At 71.0% G+C, this 18,351-nt stretch carries 19 protein-coding genes and 2 tRNA genes; 9 read left to right on the top strand and 12 right to left on the bottom strand.

Annotation, left to right across the window (positions count from 1 at the left end; all coding sequences use genetic code 11):
- Positions 1-71: 71 nt before the first annotated feature.
- Positions 72-1,424 (bottom strand): MFS transporter, encoded by a 1,353-nt coding sequence (locus HQQ79_RS16330; protein WP_173035680.1) that lies wholly within the window; start codon positions 1,422-1,424, stop codon positions 72-74.
- A 102-nt stretch (positions 1,425-1,526) separates the two neighbouring features.
- Here HQQ79_RS16330 and HQQ79_RS16325 point away from each other — a divergent pair, with 102 nt between their 5' ends.
- Both HQQ79_RS16325 and HQQ79_RS16320 read left to right on the top strand, forming a co-directional pair.
- Positions 1,527-2,978 (top strand): LLM class flavin-dependent oxidoreductase, encoded by a 1,452-nt coding sequence (locus tag HQQ79_RS16325; RefSeq protein ID WP_173035678.1) that lies wholly within the window; start codon positions 1,527-1,529, stop codon positions 2,976-2,978.
- Positions 2,975-4,240, top strand: a complete 1,266-nt coding sequence (locus tag HQQ79_RS16320) for an acyl-CoA dehydrogenase family protein (protein WP_173035676.1) — start codon at positions 2,975-2,977, stop codon at positions 4,238-4,240. Before HQQ79_RS16325 ends, HQQ79_RS16320 begins: the two co-directional genes overlap by 4 nt.
- Before the next feature lie 160 nt (positions 4,241-4,400).
- On the opposite strand, the gene HQQ79_RS16315 is transcribed toward HQQ79_RS16320, so the two are convergent.
- The 5 genes from HQQ79_RS16315 to HQQ79_RS16295 form a co-directional block, all read right to left on the bottom strand.
- Positions 4,401-4,745, bottom strand: coding sequence for a metallopeptidase family protein (locus HQQ79_RS16315; RefSeq protein ID WP_254066356.1), 345 nt, complete (start codon positions 4,743-4,745; stop codon positions 4,401-4,403).
- A gap of 169 nt (positions 4,746-4,914) precedes the next feature.
- Positions 4,915-4,987, bottom strand: a tRNA-His gene (locus HQQ79_RS16310).
- 75 nt (positions 4,988-5,062) lie between these two features.
- Entirely contained in the window at positions 5,063-5,701 is a 639-nt protein-coding gene (gene orn / locus HQQ79_RS16305; RefSeq protein WP_173035672.1) for an oligoribonuclease, read from the bottom strand.
- 847 nt (positions 5,702-6,548) lie between these two features.
- Positions 6,549-7,790, bottom strand: a complete 1,242-nt coding sequence (locus tag HQQ79_RS16300; protein WP_173035670.1) for an MFS transporter — start codon at positions 7,788-7,790, stop codon at positions 6,549-6,551.
- The gene (locus HQQ79_RS16295; RefSeq protein WP_173035668.1) at positions 7,787-8,236 is read right to left on the bottom strand and encodes a MarR family winged helix-turn-helix transcriptional regulator; all 450 of its coding nucleotides are present in this window, start codon (positions 8,234-8,236) and stop codon (positions 7,787-7,789) included. Before HQQ79_RS16295 ends, HQQ79_RS16300 begins: the two co-directional genes overlap by 4 nt.
- Positions 8,237-8,350: 114 nt before the next feature.
- Between HQQ79_RS16295 and HQQ79_RS16290 the strand changes: the two genes are divergently transcribed.
- Both HQQ79_RS16290 and HQQ79_RS16285 read left to right on the top strand, forming a co-directional pair.
- Positions 8,351-8,641 (top strand): hypothetical protein, encoded by a 291-nt coding sequence (locus HQQ79_RS16290; protein WP_027464647.1) that lies wholly within the window; start codon positions 8,351-8,353, stop codon positions 8,639-8,641.
- A gap of 29 nt (positions 8,642-8,670) precedes the next feature.
- Positions 8,671-8,931 carry a thioredoxin family protein gene (locus HQQ79_RS16285; protein ID WP_027464648.1) on the top strand — a complete coding sequence of 87 codons (261 nt, stop codon included), beginning with the start codon at positions 8,671-8,673 and terminating at the stop codon, positions 8,929-8,931.
- Here the strand turns inward: HQQ79_RS16285 and HQQ79_RS16280 are convergent.
- Genes HQQ79_RS16280 through HQQ79_RS16270 form a run of 3 tightly spaced genes read right to left on the bottom strand, consistent with a single transcriptional unit; the run spans position 8,875 to position 12,118 of the window.
- Complete coding sequence (locus HQQ79_RS16280) at positions 8,875-10,503, bottom strand: DUF6716 putative glycosyltransferase (RefSeq protein ID WP_173035666.1); 1,629 nt, start codon at positions 10,501-10,503, stop codon at positions 8,875-8,877. The two genes, HQQ79_RS16285 and HQQ79_RS16280, sit on opposite strands and share 57 nt — an antisense overlap.
- Entirely contained in the window at positions 10,500-11,372 is an 873-nt protein-coding gene (locus tag HQQ79_RS16275; RefSeq protein ID WP_173035664.1) for an N-acetylneuraminate synthase family protein, read from the bottom strand. The genes HQQ79_RS16280 and HQQ79_RS16275 overlap by 4 nt, the downstream gene beginning before the upstream one ends.
- Complete coding sequence (locus HQQ79_RS16270; RefSeq protein ID WP_173035662.1) at positions 11,369-12,118, bottom strand: NTP transferase domain-containing protein; 750 nt, start codon at positions 12,116-12,118, stop codon at positions 11,369-11,371. The genes HQQ79_RS16275 and HQQ79_RS16270 overlap by 4 nt, the downstream gene beginning before the upstream one ends.
- A gap of 152 nt (positions 12,119-12,270) precedes the next feature.
- Between HQQ79_RS16270 and HQQ79_RS16265 the strand changes: the two genes are divergently transcribed.
- Positions 12,271-12,343, top strand: a tRNA-Arg gene (locus HQQ79_RS16265).
- A gap of 116 nt (positions 12,344-12,459) precedes the next feature.
- Here HQQ79_RS16265 and HQQ79_RS16260 read toward each other — a convergent pair.
- Together HQQ79_RS16260 and HQQ79_RS16255 are read right to left on the bottom strand one after the other, a co-directional pair.
- Positions 12,460-13,740: a hypothetical protein gene (locus HQQ79_RS16260; RefSeq protein WP_173035660.1), complete on the bottom strand. Its 1,281-nt coding sequence runs from the start codon at positions 13,738-13,740 to the stop codon at positions 12,460-12,462.
- An 89-nt stretch (positions 13,741-13,829) separates the two neighbouring features.
- Entirely contained in the window at positions 13,830-14,096 is a 267-nt protein-coding gene (locus HQQ79_RS16255; RefSeq protein WP_017886047.1) for a hypothetical protein, read from the bottom strand.
- A gap of 150 nt (positions 14,097-14,246) precedes the next feature.
- Here HQQ79_RS16255 and msrA point away from each other — a divergent pair, with 150 nt between their 5' ends.
- From msrA to HQQ79_RS16240, 3 genes are all read left to right on the top strand, one after another.
- Positions 14,247-14,774 carry a peptide-methionine (S)-S-oxide reductase MsrA gene (gene msrA / locus HQQ79_RS16250; protein WP_173035658.1) on the top strand — a complete coding sequence of 176 codons (528 nt, stop codon included), beginning with the start codon at positions 14,247-14,249 and terminating at the stop codon, positions 14,772-14,774.
- Between the two features lie 37 nt (positions 14,775-14,811).
- Positions 14,812-15,015, top strand: coding sequence for a hypothetical protein (locus tag HQQ79_RS16245; RefSeq protein WP_027464651.1), 204 nt, complete (start codon positions 14,812-14,814; stop codon positions 15,013-15,015).
- A 119-nt stretch (positions 15,016-15,134) separates the two neighbouring features.
- Positions 15,135-15,761, top strand: a complete 627-nt coding sequence (locus tag HQQ79_RS16240; RefSeq protein WP_173035656.1) for a single-stranded DNA-binding protein — start codon at positions 15,135-15,137, stop codon at positions 15,759-15,761.
- Positions 15,762-15,790: 29 nt separating this feature from the next.
- On the opposite strand, the gene HQQ79_RS16235 is transcribed toward HQQ79_RS16240, so the two are convergent.
- Positions 15,791-16,513: a hypothetical protein gene (locus tag HQQ79_RS16235; RefSeq protein ID WP_173035654.1), complete on the bottom strand. Its 723-nt coding sequence runs from the start codon at positions 16,511-16,513 to the stop codon at positions 15,791-15,793.
- Between the two features lie 135 nt (positions 16,514-16,648).
- Here HQQ79_RS16235 and ettA point away from each other — a divergent pair, with 135 nt between their 5' ends.
- On the top strand, positions 16,649-18,334 hold the full coding sequence (gene ettA, locus HQQ79_RS16230) for an energy-dependent translational throttle protein EttA (RefSeq protein WP_027464653.1): 1,686 nt from the start codon (positions 16,649-16,651) through the stop codon (positions 18,332-18,334).
- Positions 18,335-18,351: the final 17 nt, after the last annotated feature.

The raw sequence follows: 18,351 nt of genomic DNA, 5'->3' as shown, positions 1-18,351 counted from the left end.
GCATCGAGGTTTCGCGCTCAGCGACACCTCACGGCCTCTGGAAGGCGAGAACTGTCGCCCAGCGCGAAACGTCAGCCCGCCCCCGCCCGCGCCTCCCGCCGCGCCACCGCCCGCGGATCCACCGCGAACACCGCCGCCACGATCGTCAGCACCGCGTACACCCCGAGGTACCCGCACAGGATCCACGGCGACCCGCCCCCGAGCTGCACGAACACCGCGGCGAGCAGCGGTGTCAGCCCCACCGAGAAGATCGACCCGATCTGGTACCCGAGCGACATCCCCGAGTACCGCCGCCCGGTCGGGAACTGCTCCGCGAACCACGCCGCCTGCGGCCCGTAGATGCTGTCGTGGAACACGCACATCCCGATCAGCGCCACGAGCGGCAGCAGCACGAGCGGCCCGGCGTCGAGGAACGCGAAGAACGGCCAGATGAGCACCGCGATGCCCACCGCCGACCAGATCGTCAGCACCCGCCGCCCGACCCGGTCCGACAGCCACCCCCAGAACGGCGTCGACACGAGCGACACCGCCGAGATCACGAGCACGGCCTGCAACCCCGCGTCCGAGCCCGATGGCCCGCGCACGTTACCGAGGTAGGTCAGCGAGTACGTCGTCAGGATCGAGTACAGCGCCGGCTGCACGAGGCGCAGGCCCGCCGTCACCAGGATCGACCGCGGGTGCTGCCGGATCGCCTGCCACACCGGGAACCGTTCGACCCCGCCCGAGGCGCGCAGCTCCTGGAACACCGGGGCGTCCTGCACGCCGAGCCGGATGACGAGCCCGACCGCCACGATCACCGCCGAGAACAGGAACGGCAGCCGCCAGCCCCAGGCCAGGAACGCCTCGGTGCCGAGCAGCGACCGCACGAGCGTGAAGACCCCGGTCGCCAGGAGCATCCCACCGGCCGAGCCCATCTGCGTGAACGCCCCGAACAGCCCCCGGTGCCGTTCCGGAGCGTGCTCGACGGACAGCAGCGCCGAGCCGCCCCACTCCGCACCGGCCGCGACGCCCTGCAGCAGCCGCAGGAACACGAGCGCCACGACGGCGCCGACCCCGATGGTCGCGGCGGACGGGATCACCCCGATCAACGTGGACGCGATGCCCATCAGCACCAGCGACGCGACGAGCAGCTTCTTCCGCCCTATCCGGTCACCCAGGTGGCCGGCGATCACACCGCCGAGCGGCCGCGCCACGAACCCGACGCCGTAGGTCGCGAACGACGCGATGACCCCGACGGCCGGCGTCACGGACGGGAAGAACGTCGGTGCGAACACCAGCGCCGAGGCCGTCGCGTAGAGGTAGAAGTCGTAGTACTCAACGGTCGTCCCGACGAACGACGCGAGGGCGACCCGACGACGGGTCACGGTGGTCGACGGTGCGGCGGGACGGCCTGGAGGCGCGGTGACGGTGGTCTGGCTCGGCATGCCTCAGGAGCATGGTCGCGTCCAGGGCCGCGGGGAACACCGCGCGTAACGGGAGGTCACGTCGCTGTCGTCGTGCGGTGCCCGCCGACCACGATGGGACGCATGAGCGATGCACCGAACCGCCCGCTGCGCTTCGCGGCCTTCGTCATGAACACGACCTCGCACATCCAGCACGGCCTGTGGCGGCACCCCGACGCCCGGCAGGCGGACTTCGACGACGTGACGCTGTGGACCGACCTGGCGAGGACCCTCGAGCGCGGCAAGTTCGACGCGATGTTCTTCGCCGACGTCGTCGGGACCTACGGACCCGGTCGCGGCGACTACTCGACCAACCTGCGCGAGGGGCTGCAGATCCCCTCGAACGACCCCTCCGTGCTGCTCTCCGCGCTCGCCGTGTCGACCGAGCACCTCGGGCTCGCGTTCACCTCGAGCGTCATCCAGGCGCACCCGTTCGACTTCGCCCGCAAGGTCTCCACGCTCGACCACATCACCCGGGGCCGCATCGGCTGGAACGTCGTCACGAGCGCCCTCGACAGCGCCGCCCGGAACTTCGGGGCCGACCGGCTCGAGGAGCACGACGAGCGCTACGTCTGGGCCGAGGAGTACCTCGAGGTCTGCGCGAAGCTCTGGGAGGGCTCGTGGGAGGACGGTGCCGTGCTGAAGGACCCCGTCCGCGGCTACGCCGACCCCGACAGGGTGCACCGCATCGACCACCACGGCAAGCGCTACGACGTGCAGGGCCCGCACCTGTCGGCACCGTCACCACAGCGGACCCCGGTGCTGTTCCAGGCGGGGTCGTCGCCGGCAGGCCGGGCCTTCGCCGCGCGGAACGCCGAGGCCCAGTTCATCCTGACCTCGAACCGGGACGCCACCGAACAGCTCATCCGCGAGACCCGCGACCTGGCCGAGGCCGCCGGCCGGCAGCGGGACGACATCGCGTTCTTCCTCGGCCTGACCTTCGTCACCGGCTCCACCGAGGCCGAGGCGAAGGCCAAGGAAGCGGAGATCGACGAGTACCTGGCCGCCGAAGGGTTCCTGGTGCACTCGAACCTCGGCTTCGACCCGGACACCGGCGAGCCCCTCGACCCGGACACCCCGCTGTCCGAGGTCCGCACCCACGCCGGGCAGTCGCACCTGCAGTGGCTCCGCGAGGCCGCCGGGGACCGCGAACCGACCATCGCCGACCTCGCCCGGCTGTCCGCCAAGCTCCGCGCCCGGGTCGTCGGGACGCCGGAGCAGATCGCCGACGAGCTCGCCGACTGGCAGCGGGTGGGCGTCGACGGCGTCAACGTCATCAACTGGACGCTGCCCGGCTCGTACGAGGAGTTCGTCGACCACATCGCACCGACCCTGCAGGAGCGCGGGCTGATGCAGTCCGAGTACCGCGAGGGCACGCTGCGTGAGAAGCTCTTCGGCCACGCAAAGCTGCCGGACTCGCACCCCGCCAGGCAGTGGCGCGGGGCGTTCACGGGCGGTGCCGGCGCGACCGCGGCCCACCCCGACGACGCGACCCACCCGGACGACGCGACCCGTGCGGTGGAGGTGCCCGCATGACGGCCGCGACGACGACCGACGGAGCCGTGACGGGCCTCCCGGCCGACCGTCTGGCGACCCTGCGCGAACGCTTCGCGCCCGTGTTCGCGACCATCCGCGACGGCGCGGTCGAGCGTGAGCTCGCGTCCGGCACTCCCGGCGACCGGCCGCTGCCGCACGCCGAGGTCCGGGCGCTCGCTGACGCGGGGTTCGGGCGGCTGCGCGTGCCGGAGGACCGCGGCGGCTTCGGCGTGACGCTGGTCGAACTCGCGCACCTGGTGGCGGACCTGGCGGCGGCGGACTCGAACATCGCGCACCTGTGGCGGGGACACTTCGGGTACACCGAACTGGTGCTGCTGCGGCCGCACTCGGCGTCGCGGGACGAGTGGCTCGACCGGATCGTCGGCGGCGCGATCGTCGGGAACGCGACCTCGGAGCGGACCGGGACGACCCTGGCCGACATCTCGACGACGGTGACGCCGTCTGGTGGTTCCCTCCGCCTCGACGGGCGGAAGTTCTACTCGACCGGCACGCTCTACGCGGACTGGATCTACCTGGCGGCGGACCGTGACGGGGAGCGCGTGACGTTCGCCGTCGACGCCTCCGCGCCGGGCGTCAGGAGCATCGACGACTGGGACGGGTTCGGGCAGCGGTTGACCGCGTCCGGCACCACCGTGTTCGACGGGGTGTCGGTCGACCCGTCGGTGGTGTCGGCGTACCGGGACGCCCCGCTGTCGCACATCCAGGCCTTCTACCAGCTGTACCTGCTGGCGGTCCTCGCCGGGATCGGGCAGGCCGTGTCCGACGACGCCGTGGCCTTCGTGCGACCGCGGACCCGCACGTACATCCACGCCAACGCGGCCGTGCCGGGGGAGGACCCGCAGGTGCTCGCGGTGCTCGGGCGGCTGTCGGCCGGGGCGTTCACCGCCCGGTCACTCGTCGTCGCCGCCGCGGGGCTGCTCGACGCGGTCGTCGCCACGAACGAACCCGGGGCCGGCGTCGACCGCGTGGTGCTCGACGCGGCCGAGAACGCCGTGTACCAGGCGCAGGTCGAGATCGGGCCGCGGGTGCTGCAGTCGGCGTCCGAGCTGTTCGAGGTCGGCGGGGCGTCCGCGGCCGACCGGACGCGTGCGCTGGATCGGCACTGGCGGAACGCCCGGGTGGTGGCGTCGCACAACCCTGCGGTCTACAAGGAGCGGATGGTGGGGGAGTACGCGCTGCACGGGCGGGGGCCGGTGGGGGCGTGGGAGAAGTACCACGAGGTGGGGCCGACGCGGTTCTGAGGGGCTGCTGGCTGCCGTGGGGCGGGGCGGGGCCGGGTGGGGCGTGGCGTGGCGTGGCGTGAGTTTTCGCGGTGAGCGACAGTTCTCGCGCCCGTGGGCCCGAGGAATGTCGCTGAGCCCGAAACCCGGGCACCGGGCGCCGCGGCGCTCCGGCTCACCGCTACGCCCAGCCGAGCTCGTGCAGCCGCTTGTCGTCGATCCCGTAGAAGTGGCCGATCTCGTGCACGAGGGTGGTGTGCACCTCGTCCTTGAGCTCCTCGACGGTGTCGCACTCGGCCAGGTGCTGCTTCCGGAACACGACGATGCGGTCGGGCAGTTCGCCGAAGCCGTACTGGCCGCGCTCGGTCGCCGCGATGCCGTCGTACACGCCGAACAGCTCTTCGCCGTTCTCCGGCTCGTCCTCGACGACGAACACCACGTTGTCGAGCCCGTCGACCATCTCGTCGGGCAGCAGGTCGAGTTCGTTGGTCACGAGTTGCTCGAACGCGTCGGCGGACATCTCCATCACGCAGGGATCGTCCCACACCGCGCTGGCCGCCCGCGGCTGAGCACCTGCGGTTGACCACTCGCGGCTGACCACTCGCGGCGAAGCCGCACGGCGCCGGAGGTGCCCAGACAAACACTGAGGGAGAGCCCCGGTTGCGTCACACGCAACAGGACTCTCCCTCGACCGGGGTGAATAACGGGTCTCGAACCCGCGACCTCCTAGACCACAACCAGGCGCTCTACCAACTGAGCTATATCCACCATGTTCGAACCGGCGGACCGGCGCGACCACTCAATAGTAGTACATGCGGGACGGGGTGCGGACCACCCGTGTCGCTACTCGGACGCGGGCTGCGCCAGCCGTGACTCCCACTTCGCCACGACGTCGGCCTGCACGGCCCGCACGTCGTCGGTGCTCGGGCCGGGCTCGGCGACGAAGCCGGCGCGGCGGTAGTACTCGAGCTCGCGGATCGACTCGAGGATGTCCGCCAGGGCCCGGTGACCACCGTGCTTCTCCGGTGCGTTGAAGTACACGCGGGGGAACCAGCGGCGGCAGAGCTCCTTGATGCTCGACACGTCGACGCTGCGGTAGTGCAGGTGCCCGTCGACCCGCGGCATGTACTTCGACAGGAACGCGCGGTCGGTGCCGATCGTGTTGCCGGCCAGGGGTGCGGAGCCCTCGGCGGGGACGTGCTGGAGGATGTACTCGAGCACCTGGTACTCGGCGTCCGCCAGGCTCACGCCGTTCGGGATCTCCTCGAGGAGCCCCGAGGTGACGTGCATGTTCGTCACGAACTCGTTCATGTTGTCGAGCGCGGACTGGTCGGGCTTGATGACGATGTCGAAGCCGGGGTGCACGGGCTCGAGGTCGAAGTCGGTGATGACCACGGCCACCTCGACGAGTTCGTCGACCTCGAGGTCGAGGCCGGTCATCTCGCAGTCGATCCAGACGAGGCGGTCATTCGCGGTTGCCATGTCCTCGATCCTATTCCCGCCCTGCGTGCCTGCCGCACGTGCCGCTGTGCCCGCCCTGCCCGTGCCTGCCCCTGCCCGTGCTCGGGCCCGGTGGCCGGTGCTCGGTCACCCGTCCAGCGCGTCCGATCCGCGAGCGGGCGAAATGCCGCGGTCGTCTTGCGGACGCACCCGGATGTTCCGCCCGCTCGTCGATCACGTGAGCCGCATGCGGTGCAGGCGACCGCCTGGAGGCCCGGTGGGACCCCGGCAGGGCAACCCGCGCCGCCAGGCGGTCGCTTCCACCCCGCCTGCCGCCACCGATCCCGCCGGCCCCCGCGTCGTCACCGCGAGCGGGCGAAATGCCGCGGCCGCCCCGCGGACGGACCGCGGTGTTCCGCCCGCTCGCCCACGGCGGCCGCGCGCCGGTCGCGCCTTGGCACGCCCGCGCCCAGCCGAGCGGGCGAAATGCCGCGGTCGCCTTCGGGACGCACCCGGATGTTTCGCCCGCTCGTTCGCGGGGTGAGCCGCGGGGCACTGCAGGCGACCGTCTGGAGGCCCGTGGCTGCCCCGTCAGGCCGCCCCGCGCCTCCAGGCAGTCACGTCCGCGCCGCCTGCCGCAGCGCTCCGGCCGACCGTGAGCCGACCGCGCGAGCGGGCGAAATGCCCGGCTTCGTCCGCAGGGCGACTCGGGCGTTTCGCCCGCTCGCGCGGGTGAGGGGGAGGGGCGAGGGGGAGAGAAGCCGCGCGAGCGCGCGGACGCACGAACGGGCGAAATGCCGGCGTTCCCAAGGGGGACACTCCGGCATTTCGCCCGTTCGTGGGGAAGTGGGGAAGTGGGGCGCGGATGCGAGTCGCGGGCGCCCGGCGGCTAGGCCATGTCGCCGGCGGTGATGGCCTCGGCCTCGACACGCTCCGGCTCGGCACCGTCGTCGACGCGACGCAGGACCCTCGTGGTGCAGAGGATCACGACGAAGGCGACCGCGACGGACGCGCCCGCGAAGACGTACGCCGCCGAGGGCGAGTACGCGTCGGCGAGCAGGGTCGCGACGGGCGGAGCGATGGCGCCGCCGATGAAGCGGACGGCGGAGTAGGCGCTCGAGGCGACCGAGCGGGGGAGGTCGGTGGCCTCCATGACGCATTCGGTGAGCACGGTGTTCAGGACGCCGAGCACGAGGCCACCGATGACGACGCAGATGATCAGGCCGACCTGGGAACGCACGACGAGGGCCGCGGCGAACAGGTCGAGCGCGAGCAGGGGCAGGGCGATCTTCAACACCGTCGTCCTCCGGAGACGGGCGGTGAGCATCGGGGCGACCCACACCGACGTGATCGCGAGACCGACACCCCAGCCGAAGAACGTGAACCCGATGCCGAGCGCGCCGAAGCCGAGCGGGAACGGGGTGTACGCCAGCAGGACGAAGAAGCCGATGTTGTAGAACAGCGCGGTCGCGGCGAGGGCTGCGAGCGCCGGACGGGTCAGGGCGCGGAAGGGCGCGGAGAGCTTCGTCGGTGTGGGCTTCTCGAGGCTGCCGGTCTTCAGCAGGGCGACGATGGCGATGAACGCGACGGCCATCAGGGTCGTGACGCCGAAGAACGGGCCGCGCCAGCTCACCGAGCCGAGCAGACCTCCGACGAGGGGACCGACGGCGATGCCGAGGCCGAGCGCTGCCTCGTACAGGATGATCGCCGAGGCCGTGCCGCCCGACGCTGCCCCGACGATGGTCGCGAGCGCGGTGGAGATGAAGAGCGCGTTGCCGAGACCCCAGCCGGCGCGGAAGTCGATGATGCTCCACACGCTGTTCGACGTCGCCGCGAGCACCGAGAAGAGCACGATCAGGGCGAGTCCGATGAGCAGGGTGCGCTTCGCGCCGATGCGGCTGGAGACCCAGCTGGTGAAGAACATCGCGACACCGGTGACGGCGAGGTAGCTCGTGAAGAGCAGTTCGGTCTGCGCAGGGGTCGCCTTGAGGGACGCCGCGATCGCCGGGAGGATCGGGTCGACGAGGCCGATGCCCATGAACGCGACGACGCAGGCGAAGGCGATCGCCCAGACCGCGGACGACTGCTTGAGGATGGAGCCGGACTGGCCGGCGGGTGCGTGGGCGTTCACGCGGGGATCTCCGTTCCGTTGGGGGTTGTCCCGGTGCGCTGGGCGATCAGGTTCGCCGCGTGGTGCAGGACGCCCCAGTCGTCGTCGGTCAGGTCGGCGAACAACGGACCGACCGTGCTGGTGAGCGTGGAGCGCCAGGAGGCGAGTCGTTCGCGTCCGGCCTCGGTGAGTTCGATGAGCTGCCCGCGGGAGTCGTCCGGGTCGACGCTGCGGCTGATCAGGCCGTCGGCGAGCATGCCGGCGACGAGTCGGGTCATGGTGGGCTGCGCCACACGGGAGGCGGTGGCCAGTTCACCGAGTCGCAGGGGCTCGTCGGTCTCGAGGATGCCGAGCGTGCGCCAGACCGCGGCGGACGTGGTGTTGCCCGTCGACTGGACAGCGCTGCGGATCAGGCGGTTGACGGAGACGAGGAGGGTCTCGATCGTCTGCTCACGCGGTGTTTCCATAGCTGAACTATATAGCTGTGCTATGCAAAGCGCAACGGAAGCGCGACGGCGGTGCAGCCGAGCAACGACGGGCCCGAACTGACTGCACCAGCCGCCGCCTGGTAGAAGGGAGGCATGAGCGACATCACCATCCACGAAGGCGACGAGTACACCGCGATCTTCCACGGCGGCCCCTTCGACGGCACGACCGACACCCGCACCGCCACGAGCGACGCGCTGGACGACGAGGTCACGGTGTTCGCCGATGTCGAGGGCCTGCAGACGGCCTTCACCTACCGCGCCACCAAGTCCCGTCAGGTCCTCGACCAGATCTCGGTCGAGTTCACCTACGAGCCGGAGGAGTCCGACCCGGTGGACGACCTGCAGGACCGCGGCGACCGCAGCGGCGAGTTCGACCGGGAGTAGAACCCCCACCCGCCGCGTTGCAGGACCACATGCAGCTCGACCTCTGGACGTCCGCCTTCTGTGCGCCGTGCGCCGCCGCCCGCCGGGTGTCGGCCGAGGCCTCGGCGCTCGTCCCCGGGCTCACCGTGACCGAACGCGACGTGGCGGCGCACCCCGATGACGCGGAAGACCTCGGTATCCGGTCCACGCCCACGATCATCGTGCGGCAGGACGACGGCACCGAGGTCTTCCGTTCACCCGGCGTCCCGACCCGTGACCAGCTCCTGCTCGCGGTGGCCAAGGCGCTCTGAGCGAGCGGCCGCGGCCGCGGCCGCAGCCGCCGCGGCCGCAGCCGCCGCAGCCGCAGCCGCGGCCGCCGCAGGCGCCGCAGCCGCAGCCGCCGCAGGCGCCGCAGCCGTGCCAGCGGCGGCCCCCGGCGCAGGCACAGCGGCGCGGACCCCCGCGCGCTGCGACGTCGGCGCCGCCACCACCACGGGTGCCGGCGGATCGACCATCGCCCGCACGCGTCGCACCAGACGCTTCGCGCCCCGGATCGGCGCCCCGATGCCCAGCGCCACCAGCCCGAGCGGGCTGCGATCTGCCCCGCCGAGGGCGTTCTTCCGCTCCCACGCACGGCGCAGCACCCCACCGCGACTCCGCCGCGCCGGCGCCCGGTCCACCAGGGCCCCGGCATCCCGTCGGGCCATGAGCTCCACGAGCCGGTGCTGCCAGTCGTCCTCCGAAGCCGGGTGGAAGTAGTTGTCCCGCATCCACTCCGGTCGGACGACACCGAACCGTCCGTCGACCAGGTCGACGGCGTCACCCTCGAGGCCGCTCCCCACGAACACCTCGTTGATCAGGTGCCGCCCGATGCCGAAGTCGGTCAGCGTGAGCGCGGCGACACCCCGTGCCGCCGCCTCGAGCACCGCGGTCGAGCTGATGGTCACGAGTGCCACCGCCCGGTCGAGGTGTTCGGCCATCGGCCCGCTCTCCACCACGAGGTTGGTCGGCGCGTCCGCGGGCACCAGGTCCGGGTAGGGGTGCTCCTCGCGGTGCGTCTGGTGCTCGCCGGCCGCAGCGCGCGTCTTGATGACGACGCGCCACTCCGGGTGCGCCCGCGCCGTCTCGACCAGCCACCGCACGACGAGCGCCCGGTCGGCCCGCTCGGACGGCACACTCGGCTGCGCCGCGAAGACGACGGAGTCGCGAACCGTCCCACCGACACCGTCGACAGGATCGGTCGCGCCGGCACTGCCGGTCACCCCGGCACGCCGCGCGAACGGCAGCGTGGCGAGCGCGAAGTGCGGCTCGACGCCGCCCTCGCGAGCCATCTCCTCGTACGCGCGGACCTCACGGTGGCTGTGCAGCACGAACAGGTCGGCTCGGGCGCGGAAGAAGATGCCCTTCCACTTCGACGGGAACGAGATCCCCGGCAGCCCCGACACCAGCACCGGCCGGTGCGGGATCCGCCGGTGCACCTCGTCGATCACGAGTTCGGCCACCGGTCCGATCAACGACACCAGGACGGCGTCCGGCGGGTCCTGTCGGAGCTCCTCGACGACGGCGTCGACCTCCTTCGGCGCGGGCGGTTCGCGGTGCAGGTGGGCGAGTCGCCGGTCGAGCCCGCGGAACGCCGACCGAAGCTGCTTCGGACTCGCCGACCGCGGGGTCGCCACGGTGCGCAGCTCCAGGTCCCAGTCCGCCGGGGCGCTCGCCAGCAGGTGGGCGCCCCACTTCGCGAACGAGTCGGTGTCGACCAGGCCGACCACGCGTCGGACGCGCGGTGACGCGTCGGACGGGAGGCGCGCCTCCAGTCCGTCTTTCGGCGCACCACCGTCACCCGGCCCGTCCAGGGCGCGGGTCCCGTCGACCGGGCCGGTCACGCGCCGACGCGCCGCAGCTTCGCGAGCGGTGCCTGCTCGCCGGGGAAGATCCTCTTCACCCCGTCGCCGAGGGCGGTCTCGATGATGCGGATGTCGCGGGCGAGCGTCTTCAGGCCGTGCGGCTCGAGCGACGCGGCGTGGTCGGAGCCCCACATCGTGCGGTCGAGCGTGATGTGGCGCTCGACGGCCGTGGCGCCGAGGGCGACCGCGGCGATGGAGATCTGCAGGCCGGGCTCGTGGCCGGAGTACCCGACGGGGACGCCCGTGTACCGGTGGGCGAGGGTGTCGATCATGCGGAGGTTCGCCTCCTCGGCCGGCAGCGGGTAGGTCGACGTCGCGTGCATGAGGACGAGACGGTCGGTGCCGAGGGTCTCGACGGCGGCGTCGATCTGCTCGAGCGTGGACATGCCGGTCGACAGGATGACGGGCTTGCCGGTCGCGGCGACGGCGGCGAGCATGCCGAGGTCGGTGACGGACGCCGAGGCGATCTTGTAGGCGACGACGTTGAGGTCCTCGAGGAAGTCGACCGACGGCTCGTCCCACGGCGACGCGAACCAGTCGAGGCCGCGGAGGGTCGCGTGGTCGCCGATCTCGATGTACTGGTCGCGGTCGAACTCGACGCGGTACCGGTACTCCAGGTAGGTCATGTCGCCCCACGGGGTGCTGCGGGGGGTGTTCTTCATGTGCTCCGGCGTGGAGATCGCGGGGGTGCGCTTCTGGAACTTCACGGCCTGCAGGCCCGCGTCGGCAGCGACGTCGATGAGCTGCTTCGCGATGTCGACATCGCCGTTGTGGTTGAGGCCGATCTCGCCGATGAGGTACGCGGGGTGGCCCGCGCCGATCGTGGACGTACCGATGGTGACGGTCATGGTGCTCCGTTCGGTGCGGGGGTGGCCCGCGTCGGGGATGGGTCTCGGGTCGTGGTGGATGTCGGGGCCAGGGCCTCGGCGAGTGCTTCGGCGAGGGCCAGGTCGGCCTCGTCGTCGATGTCGATCGCACCGGCACCGTCGACGACGGCCAGCTCGACGCGGCCGTGGAACCGGTGCCGGTTCTCGAGGAACCCCGCCGTCCGCATCACGTAGAAGGCGCCGGTCTCGCGGTACTCGGGCTCGCGGTCCTGCCGACGGGGCCTGGTCGCAGCGTCGTGGTTCACCGCGACCGCCGTGCCGTCCGGGGCGGTCCGCCACAGGAACGCGTGTGACGGAGCGGCGGCGAACACCGCGTCGGCGTGCCCGTCGACCACGCGCGCGACGGCGGCGTCGAGGTCGGCCGGGTCGATGAACGGCGAGGTCGCCTGCAGGAAGACGAGGACCTCGGGCAGCGGCGTGCTGATCGCGTCGAGGACGTGCAGCAGCGCGGACTCCGAGGACGCCTCGTCGCCGGCGAGCTCGGGCGGACGGCGGACCACGGCGGCACCGGCGGCGACGGCCTCGGCAGCGATGGCGTCGCCGTCGGTCGTGACGACCACCTCGTCGATGCGCGCGGAACGTCGTGCCGATTCGACCGCTCGACGGACCAGTGAACGACCCGCGACCGTACGGAGGTTCTTGCCGGGGATCCCCTTCGACCCAGCACGGGCGGGCACGACGGCGAGGACGGAACCGGTGGTGCGCATGCTCCGGACGCTACGAAGCGCGGGTGTCGTGGAGGGGAACGGGGAGCAGACGGCGGCCGACCGTTGGGCGACCGCCGAGCCCTGTCGCGGCGACGCGGCGGGGCGTGCATCGAGCGTCTGAGGGTCGCTCGCCGCTACAATCGACGCTGCTCGCCTCCGTAGCTCAGTGGATAGAGCAGGTGGTTTCTACCCACCGTGCCGCGGGTTCGATTCCTGCCGGGGGCGCCGAAGACGAACAGGGCCGCCATCCTCTCCGGATGGCGGCCCTGTTCTCGTCGTGCTGGCTGCCGCTCGTCGTGCTGGCTGTTACTCGTGCTGGCTGCCGCTCGTCGTGGTGGCTGTTACTCGTCGTCGTCCGCGGCGCGGCGCCGGAGTTCGGCGGCGCTGATCGGCTGCGTGTACGGCGCCTCTGACGTCTCGTTCGCGTCGGCCGGCTCCGCGGGGGCCCGGTTCAGCCGCGTCGGGACGGACGTGGTGTTCGTCGCGCCGGGGGTGTCGACCCGGGGTGCCGACGCGGGCGGGACGTCGTTCGCGGGTGCCCGGTTGACGTGAGCGTCGGCTGCGGTGGGCGTCGCGACGGGGCGGTCGGACGAGGACGGACGGTCGTTCCGCGGTGCGCGGTCGGTGTCGCCGAAGGCGCGGGTTGCGCTGGCGTCGTCCACGACCTCGGTGTCGTCCGTGCCGCGTCCCTGGGGGGAGCGGGAGGGCGAGGTCGGGGTACCCAGCGTCGGACGGACCGGGGGTGCAGCCTCGTCGTCGCCGTACACGCGGGTGGTGTTGTCACCGAAGGAACGCGTGGCGTTCGGGTCGGTGGTGCCGCGGTTCGGGTTCGTGCCCGCACTGCGGTTCACCGAGAACGACGGGGTCGTCCCGCCGGCAGCACCTGGTGCAGCAGCACCGGGCGCAGCAGCACCGGGCGCAGCAGCACCGGGGGCGGCAGCGGCCGGTGCCGGAGGAGTCGAGGGTGCGGACGCGGGGCGCTGCGCCGGACGCAGCGAGGTCGTCGTCGGGGTGGGACGCTCGGCGGGAGCGGCCGGGGCCGTTGCCTGCGCCTGCGTGCGCGGGGGTTCGGCCTGGTCGGCGTTCCAGTCCTGCTGTCGCTTGATGAGGTCGGCGTCGGGGTCCGGGGACTCGAACTTCCAGCGCTCGAGGTCTGCCTTGAAGAGCTTGCGCGCACGGCTCGGTCGCGCCTGCCAGTCGAGCAGGCGGTCTCGGAACTCGGCGAGGGACTGGTCGGCCTGGAAGCTGAACGTCGACGAGTTCTTCTTGATGTCGGCGATCTCGTGCTGTGCCCAGTTGGCGGCCAGCGGCGCGCCCTGCACGGGGAGCAGGCGCAGCCGGATGTCGGCGTCCTCGGCGAGGTGGTCGGCGTAGGCCCGCTCGTCGTGTCCGAGCGATCCCCACGCAGCTGCCTTGCGCGCAGCCGTCAGGATCGCGGCCACGGCCGCGTTCTTCGATTCCCGCTCCTGCAACGCCACGACGCGCTTGGTCGCGCTGCGCCCGATGAGCGCCGCGATGACGCCCGCCACGACGATGGCGACGAAGGGGATCACAGCGCCCGAGAGCACCCGCCAACCCGTGTCGGACGAAGTCCAGTCGGTCAGGTCGTTCCACCAGTCCATGCGCGCACCATACCCACGGAACGTTCAGGCGTCGGGGAGGCCGGACGGCGTTCCGCGCATCCCACCGCAGATGATTCCAATCTGGAACATCATGACCAGCGCAGGGTGTCCACGGCGTCGTCGGCGGACCAGACGCTCGGCAGCTCGACGAACCGGCGCTCGGTCGCGACGTACCGGCGGGCACGGTAAGCGGTGTCGCCGGCGACGTCGATGCGGTCGACGTACCCGACGATCTCGCCGTTGGCCCGGGTGACCCGGCTCAGGTCGTCACGGACGTCGAGGATGCGGTAGTCGCCCCGGGCACGGGCCAGCGGGACGGTGCGGATCCGCAGTGCGGGTTCGGTGATGGTCTGCATCGCTGGCCTCCTGGTCGGTGTGGTGCCGACGCTACGGCGGACCACCGACACGCCGAGAGGCGCCAGCCGATCTGGGGAACAGGGTCTCCGCGCACACTGTTGTGGAGGAACGAGGTGGCTGCATCGGCGGCCCGGAGAGAGGGAGTGGCCATGACCACGTTCGTGCTCGCAGGTGGATGTTTCTGGTGTCTCGACGCCGTGTACCGCACGCTCCAGGGTGTGCAGGACGTGGTGTCCGGCTACGTCGGCGGACACGTCGAGGAGCCCTCGTACGAACTGGTGTGCACCGGCACGACGGGGCACGCCGAGGCGGTCGCCGTGACGTTCGACGAGTCGGTGATCCCCGTCGACGTGATCCTCGACGTCTTCTTCACGCTGCACGACCCCCGTCAGCTGAACCGTCAGGGCGCCGACGTGGGCACGCAGTACCGCTCGGCGATGTTCCCGGCCGACGACGCGCAGCGCGAGCTGTTCGAGCGCGCGATCGAGCGGGCTTCCGACATCTGGGACGGCGGCATCGTCACCACCATCGAGCCGCTCTCGACGTTCCACCGCGCCGAGGAGTACCACCAGGACTTCTTCGCGAAGAACCCCGGCCAGGGCTACTGCCTCGCAGTGGCGCTGCCCAAGGTGAACAAGGTCCGGAAGGCCTACAGTCAATACATCCTGGCGTCCTGACCCCGGGACGGCAGGGCCACAAGGAGGTGGTTCGAACATGACGGACAACACGGGAACCTGGGTCGCCATCGGTCCGGCAGGTGCGGTGGGCAGCATCCACCGGGCGGCGGACGGCTTCCAGGTCGAGCTCTACGGACGCCGACGGGCGGGCGGGCCCTACCCGTCCCTCGAGTCCGCGAAGGGTGCGGTCCACGCCGCGCTCGGACCGTTGGCCGCCCGGCCCGAGTTCCGAGCCCACTGAGCGGGTCCGGACAGGAGGCCCGGGGGACTCGTCCTCCACAGGTCGCCTGATCGGGTCCACACGCCACAGATCGAGCCCGGGGCCGCTGACGCAGCCCCGGGCTCCGTGACGATCGACGCATGAACGACATCATCACCGTCTGCGGAATCGTCGCCACCGAGCCCCGGCACCTCGTCACCGAGACCGGCATCGCCATCACGAGTCTCCGACTCGCGTCGCCCTCACGCCGTTGGGACCGGGCAACCGCCGCCTGGGTCAACGGCGCGACCAACTGGTACACCGTCACCGCGTTCCGGTCGCTCGCATCGAACGTGTTCAAGTCCCTGAAGAAGGGCGACCGGATCGTCGTCGCCGGCCGGGTCCGCATCCGCACGTGGGAACGCGACGGTCGCGGTGGGACCTCGGTCGAGATCGACGCCGACGGCATCGGGCACGACCTGGCGTGGGGCATCAGCAACTGGGTCAAGGTGCCTCGACACACCTCGGACTCGGCGGTGACACCGGGTGTCACCCCTGACGTCGACCCCCGTACGGGCGAGGTGCGCGGCCCGACCCCGGACGAGGCCGGGTCGGCTCCTGGGCACGACCAGGCCCGGGCGGACGGCGAGGAGTCGGTCGATCACGTCGAGCCCGACCACGTCGATCGGGACGACGAACACGACCACGATCTCGACGACGACGCCGGTCAGGTCGACGGCCTGCGCGCCCTGGACGCACCCGAGGAGCACGAACGCACGGCCGCGTGATGCCTGTCGCGCGGATCAGTATCCGACGGTCACCAGCGCTGGGTGATCATGCCGATGCCCGCCACTTCGGTCGTGTCCCAGTTGCCGCCCTTCGGCAGGCCGCTCACACGGCCGTCCACCCAGAACGTCGCTCCCTGGACCGCCGGCGAGTTGACCTGGCGTGCCTTCAGGCCGTGGAACGAGAAGTTCATGTTCCACGTGCCCTGCAGACCGCTCACGCCGGGCTTGTTGCGCACCGTGATCTTCACGTTGCGCATCGACGAGTGGACGACGTCGCCGTTCAGGCGGCCGTTCCCCTCGACGTTGAAGAACAGGCGCCCCTTCAGGTTCAGGCCGACCGCCGCGATCGTGTGGCCGTTCGCGAAGAAGGTCCCGACGTTGTTCGGGTAGAAGCGGAGTCCGACCGGGGTCACGTTGTGGGTCGCCGGGCCGAGGTAGCCGTACGTGAACTTGCCGTTCTGCACGCGCTCCCAGATGAACCGCGGCGCACCCTTGCTCACGGTGGACCCCTTGTCGGACTGGATCCCCACGGAGAACGCGTTGTTGTAGGCGTCGTGCACGTTGATGTACGAGGAGTACCCGGTGCCGGCCCCGCCCTCGGTGATGTTGGCGGTGTACTCGACCAGCGGAGTGCCGTGCGGGGCGACGGTGGCTGCCGATGCCGTCGCGCCGGTGGGTGCGACGAGACCGACCGCGAGTGCGACCGCTCCGACGAGGGGGAGTGCGAGCCGGCGGATTCGTGTTGTGGGCATGTCCCTGATCCTGATCTCCGTGTGGACGACGAGGCCTCTGGTGGAAGGCGAGGCAACCGTACGTCGAAGAGTGCCGATGCAACACCCCTTGTGCGCGTTCCGGCAGCGGGCCGGGTTCAGTAGACTCATCGAGATATGGCTGAGTACATCTACCAGATGGTCCGCGCCCGCAAGGCGGTCGGCGACAAGCTGATCCTCGACGACGTCACGATGTCGTTCCTCCCCGGCGCCAAGATCGGCGTCGTCGGACCGAACGGTGCTGGCAAGTCGACGATCCTGAAGATCATGGCGGGTCTCGACCAGCCGTCCAACGGCGAGGCGAAGCTCACGCCGGGCTTCAGCGTCGGCATCCTCATGCAGGAGCCGGAGCTCGACGAGAGCAAGACCGTGCTCGAGAACGTGCAGGAAGGCGTGGGCGAGATCCACGGCAAGCTCGCACGCTTCAACGAGATCTCGGCGCTCATGGCCGAGCCGGACGCCGACTTCGACGCGCTCCTGGCCGAGATGGGCACGCTGCAGGAAGACATCGACGCCGCTGACGCGTGGGACCTCGACTCCCAGCTCGAGCAGGCCATGGCCGCGCTGCAGTGCCCCCCGGGGGACGAACTCGTCACGCACCTGTCCGGTGGTGAGAAGCGCCGCGTCGCGCTCTGCAAGCTGCTTCTCCAGAAGCCCGACCTGCTCCTCCTCGACGAGCCCACCAACCACCTCGACGCCGAGAGCGTGCTCTGGCTCGAGCAGCACCTGCAGCAGTACCACGGTGCCGTCCTCGCCGTGACCCACGACCGGTACTTCCTCGACCACGTCGCCGAGTGGATCGCCGAGGTCGACCGTGGCCGCCTGTACCCGTACGAGGGCAACTACTCGACCTACCTCGAGAAGAAGCGCGCTCGCCTCGAGGTCCAGGGCAAGAAGGACGCCAAGCTCGCGAAGCGCCTGTCCTCGGAGCTCGACTGGGTCCGGAGCAACACCAAGGGCCGTCAGGCGAAGTCGAAGGCCCGTCTCGCCCGCTACGAGGAGATGGTCACCGAGGCCGAGCGCACCCGCAAGCTCGACTTCGAGGAGATCGTCATCCCGGTCGGTCCGCGTCTGGGTTCGCAGGTCATCGACGCCGAGCACCTGCGCAAGCAGTTCGGTGAGCGTGTCATCATCGGCGACCTGTCGTTCACGCTGCCGCGCAACGGCATCGTCGGCGTCATCGGCCCGAACGGCGTCGGCAAGACCACGCTCTTCAAGACGATCGTCGGCCTCGAGCCCCTCGATGGCGGCACGCTGAAGATCGGTGACACCGTCCAGATCTCCTACGTCGACCAGACCCGCGGCGGCATCGACCCGAACAAGAACCTGTGGGAGGTCGTGTCCGACGGACTCGACTACATCCAGGTCGGCAAGACCGAGATCCCGTCCCGCGCCTACGTGTCGCAGTTCGGGTTCAAGGGCCCGGACCAGCAGAAGCGCGCCGGCATCCTGTCCGGTGGTGAGCGCAACCGTCTGAACCTGGCGCTGACGCTCAAGCAGGGCGGCAACCTGCTGCTCCTCGACGAGCCGACCAACGACCTGGACGTCGAGACGCTCGGCAGCCTCGAGAACGCCCTGCTCGAGTACCCCGGTTGCGCCGTGGTCATCACCCACGACCGGTGGTTCCTCGACCGCATCGCCACGCACATCCTGGCGTGGGAGGGCCTCAACGAAGACGGCACGCCGAACTGGTACTGGTTCGAGGGCAACTTCGAGGCCTACGAGGAGAACAAGATCGAGCGCCTCGGCGCCGATGCCGCGAAGCCCGGGCGCGCGACGTACCGCAAGCTCACCCGCGACTGACCCTCGTGGCGAGACTG

Source organism: Curtobacterium sp. VKM Ac-2852 (assembly GCF_013205045.1).
GTDB classification, from domain to species: domain Bacteria; phylum Actinomycetota; class Actinomycetes; order Actinomycetales; family Microbacteriaceae; genus Curtobacterium; species Curtobacterium flaccumfaciens.
This window is presented reverse-complemented; position numbering and strand designations above follow the sequence as displayed.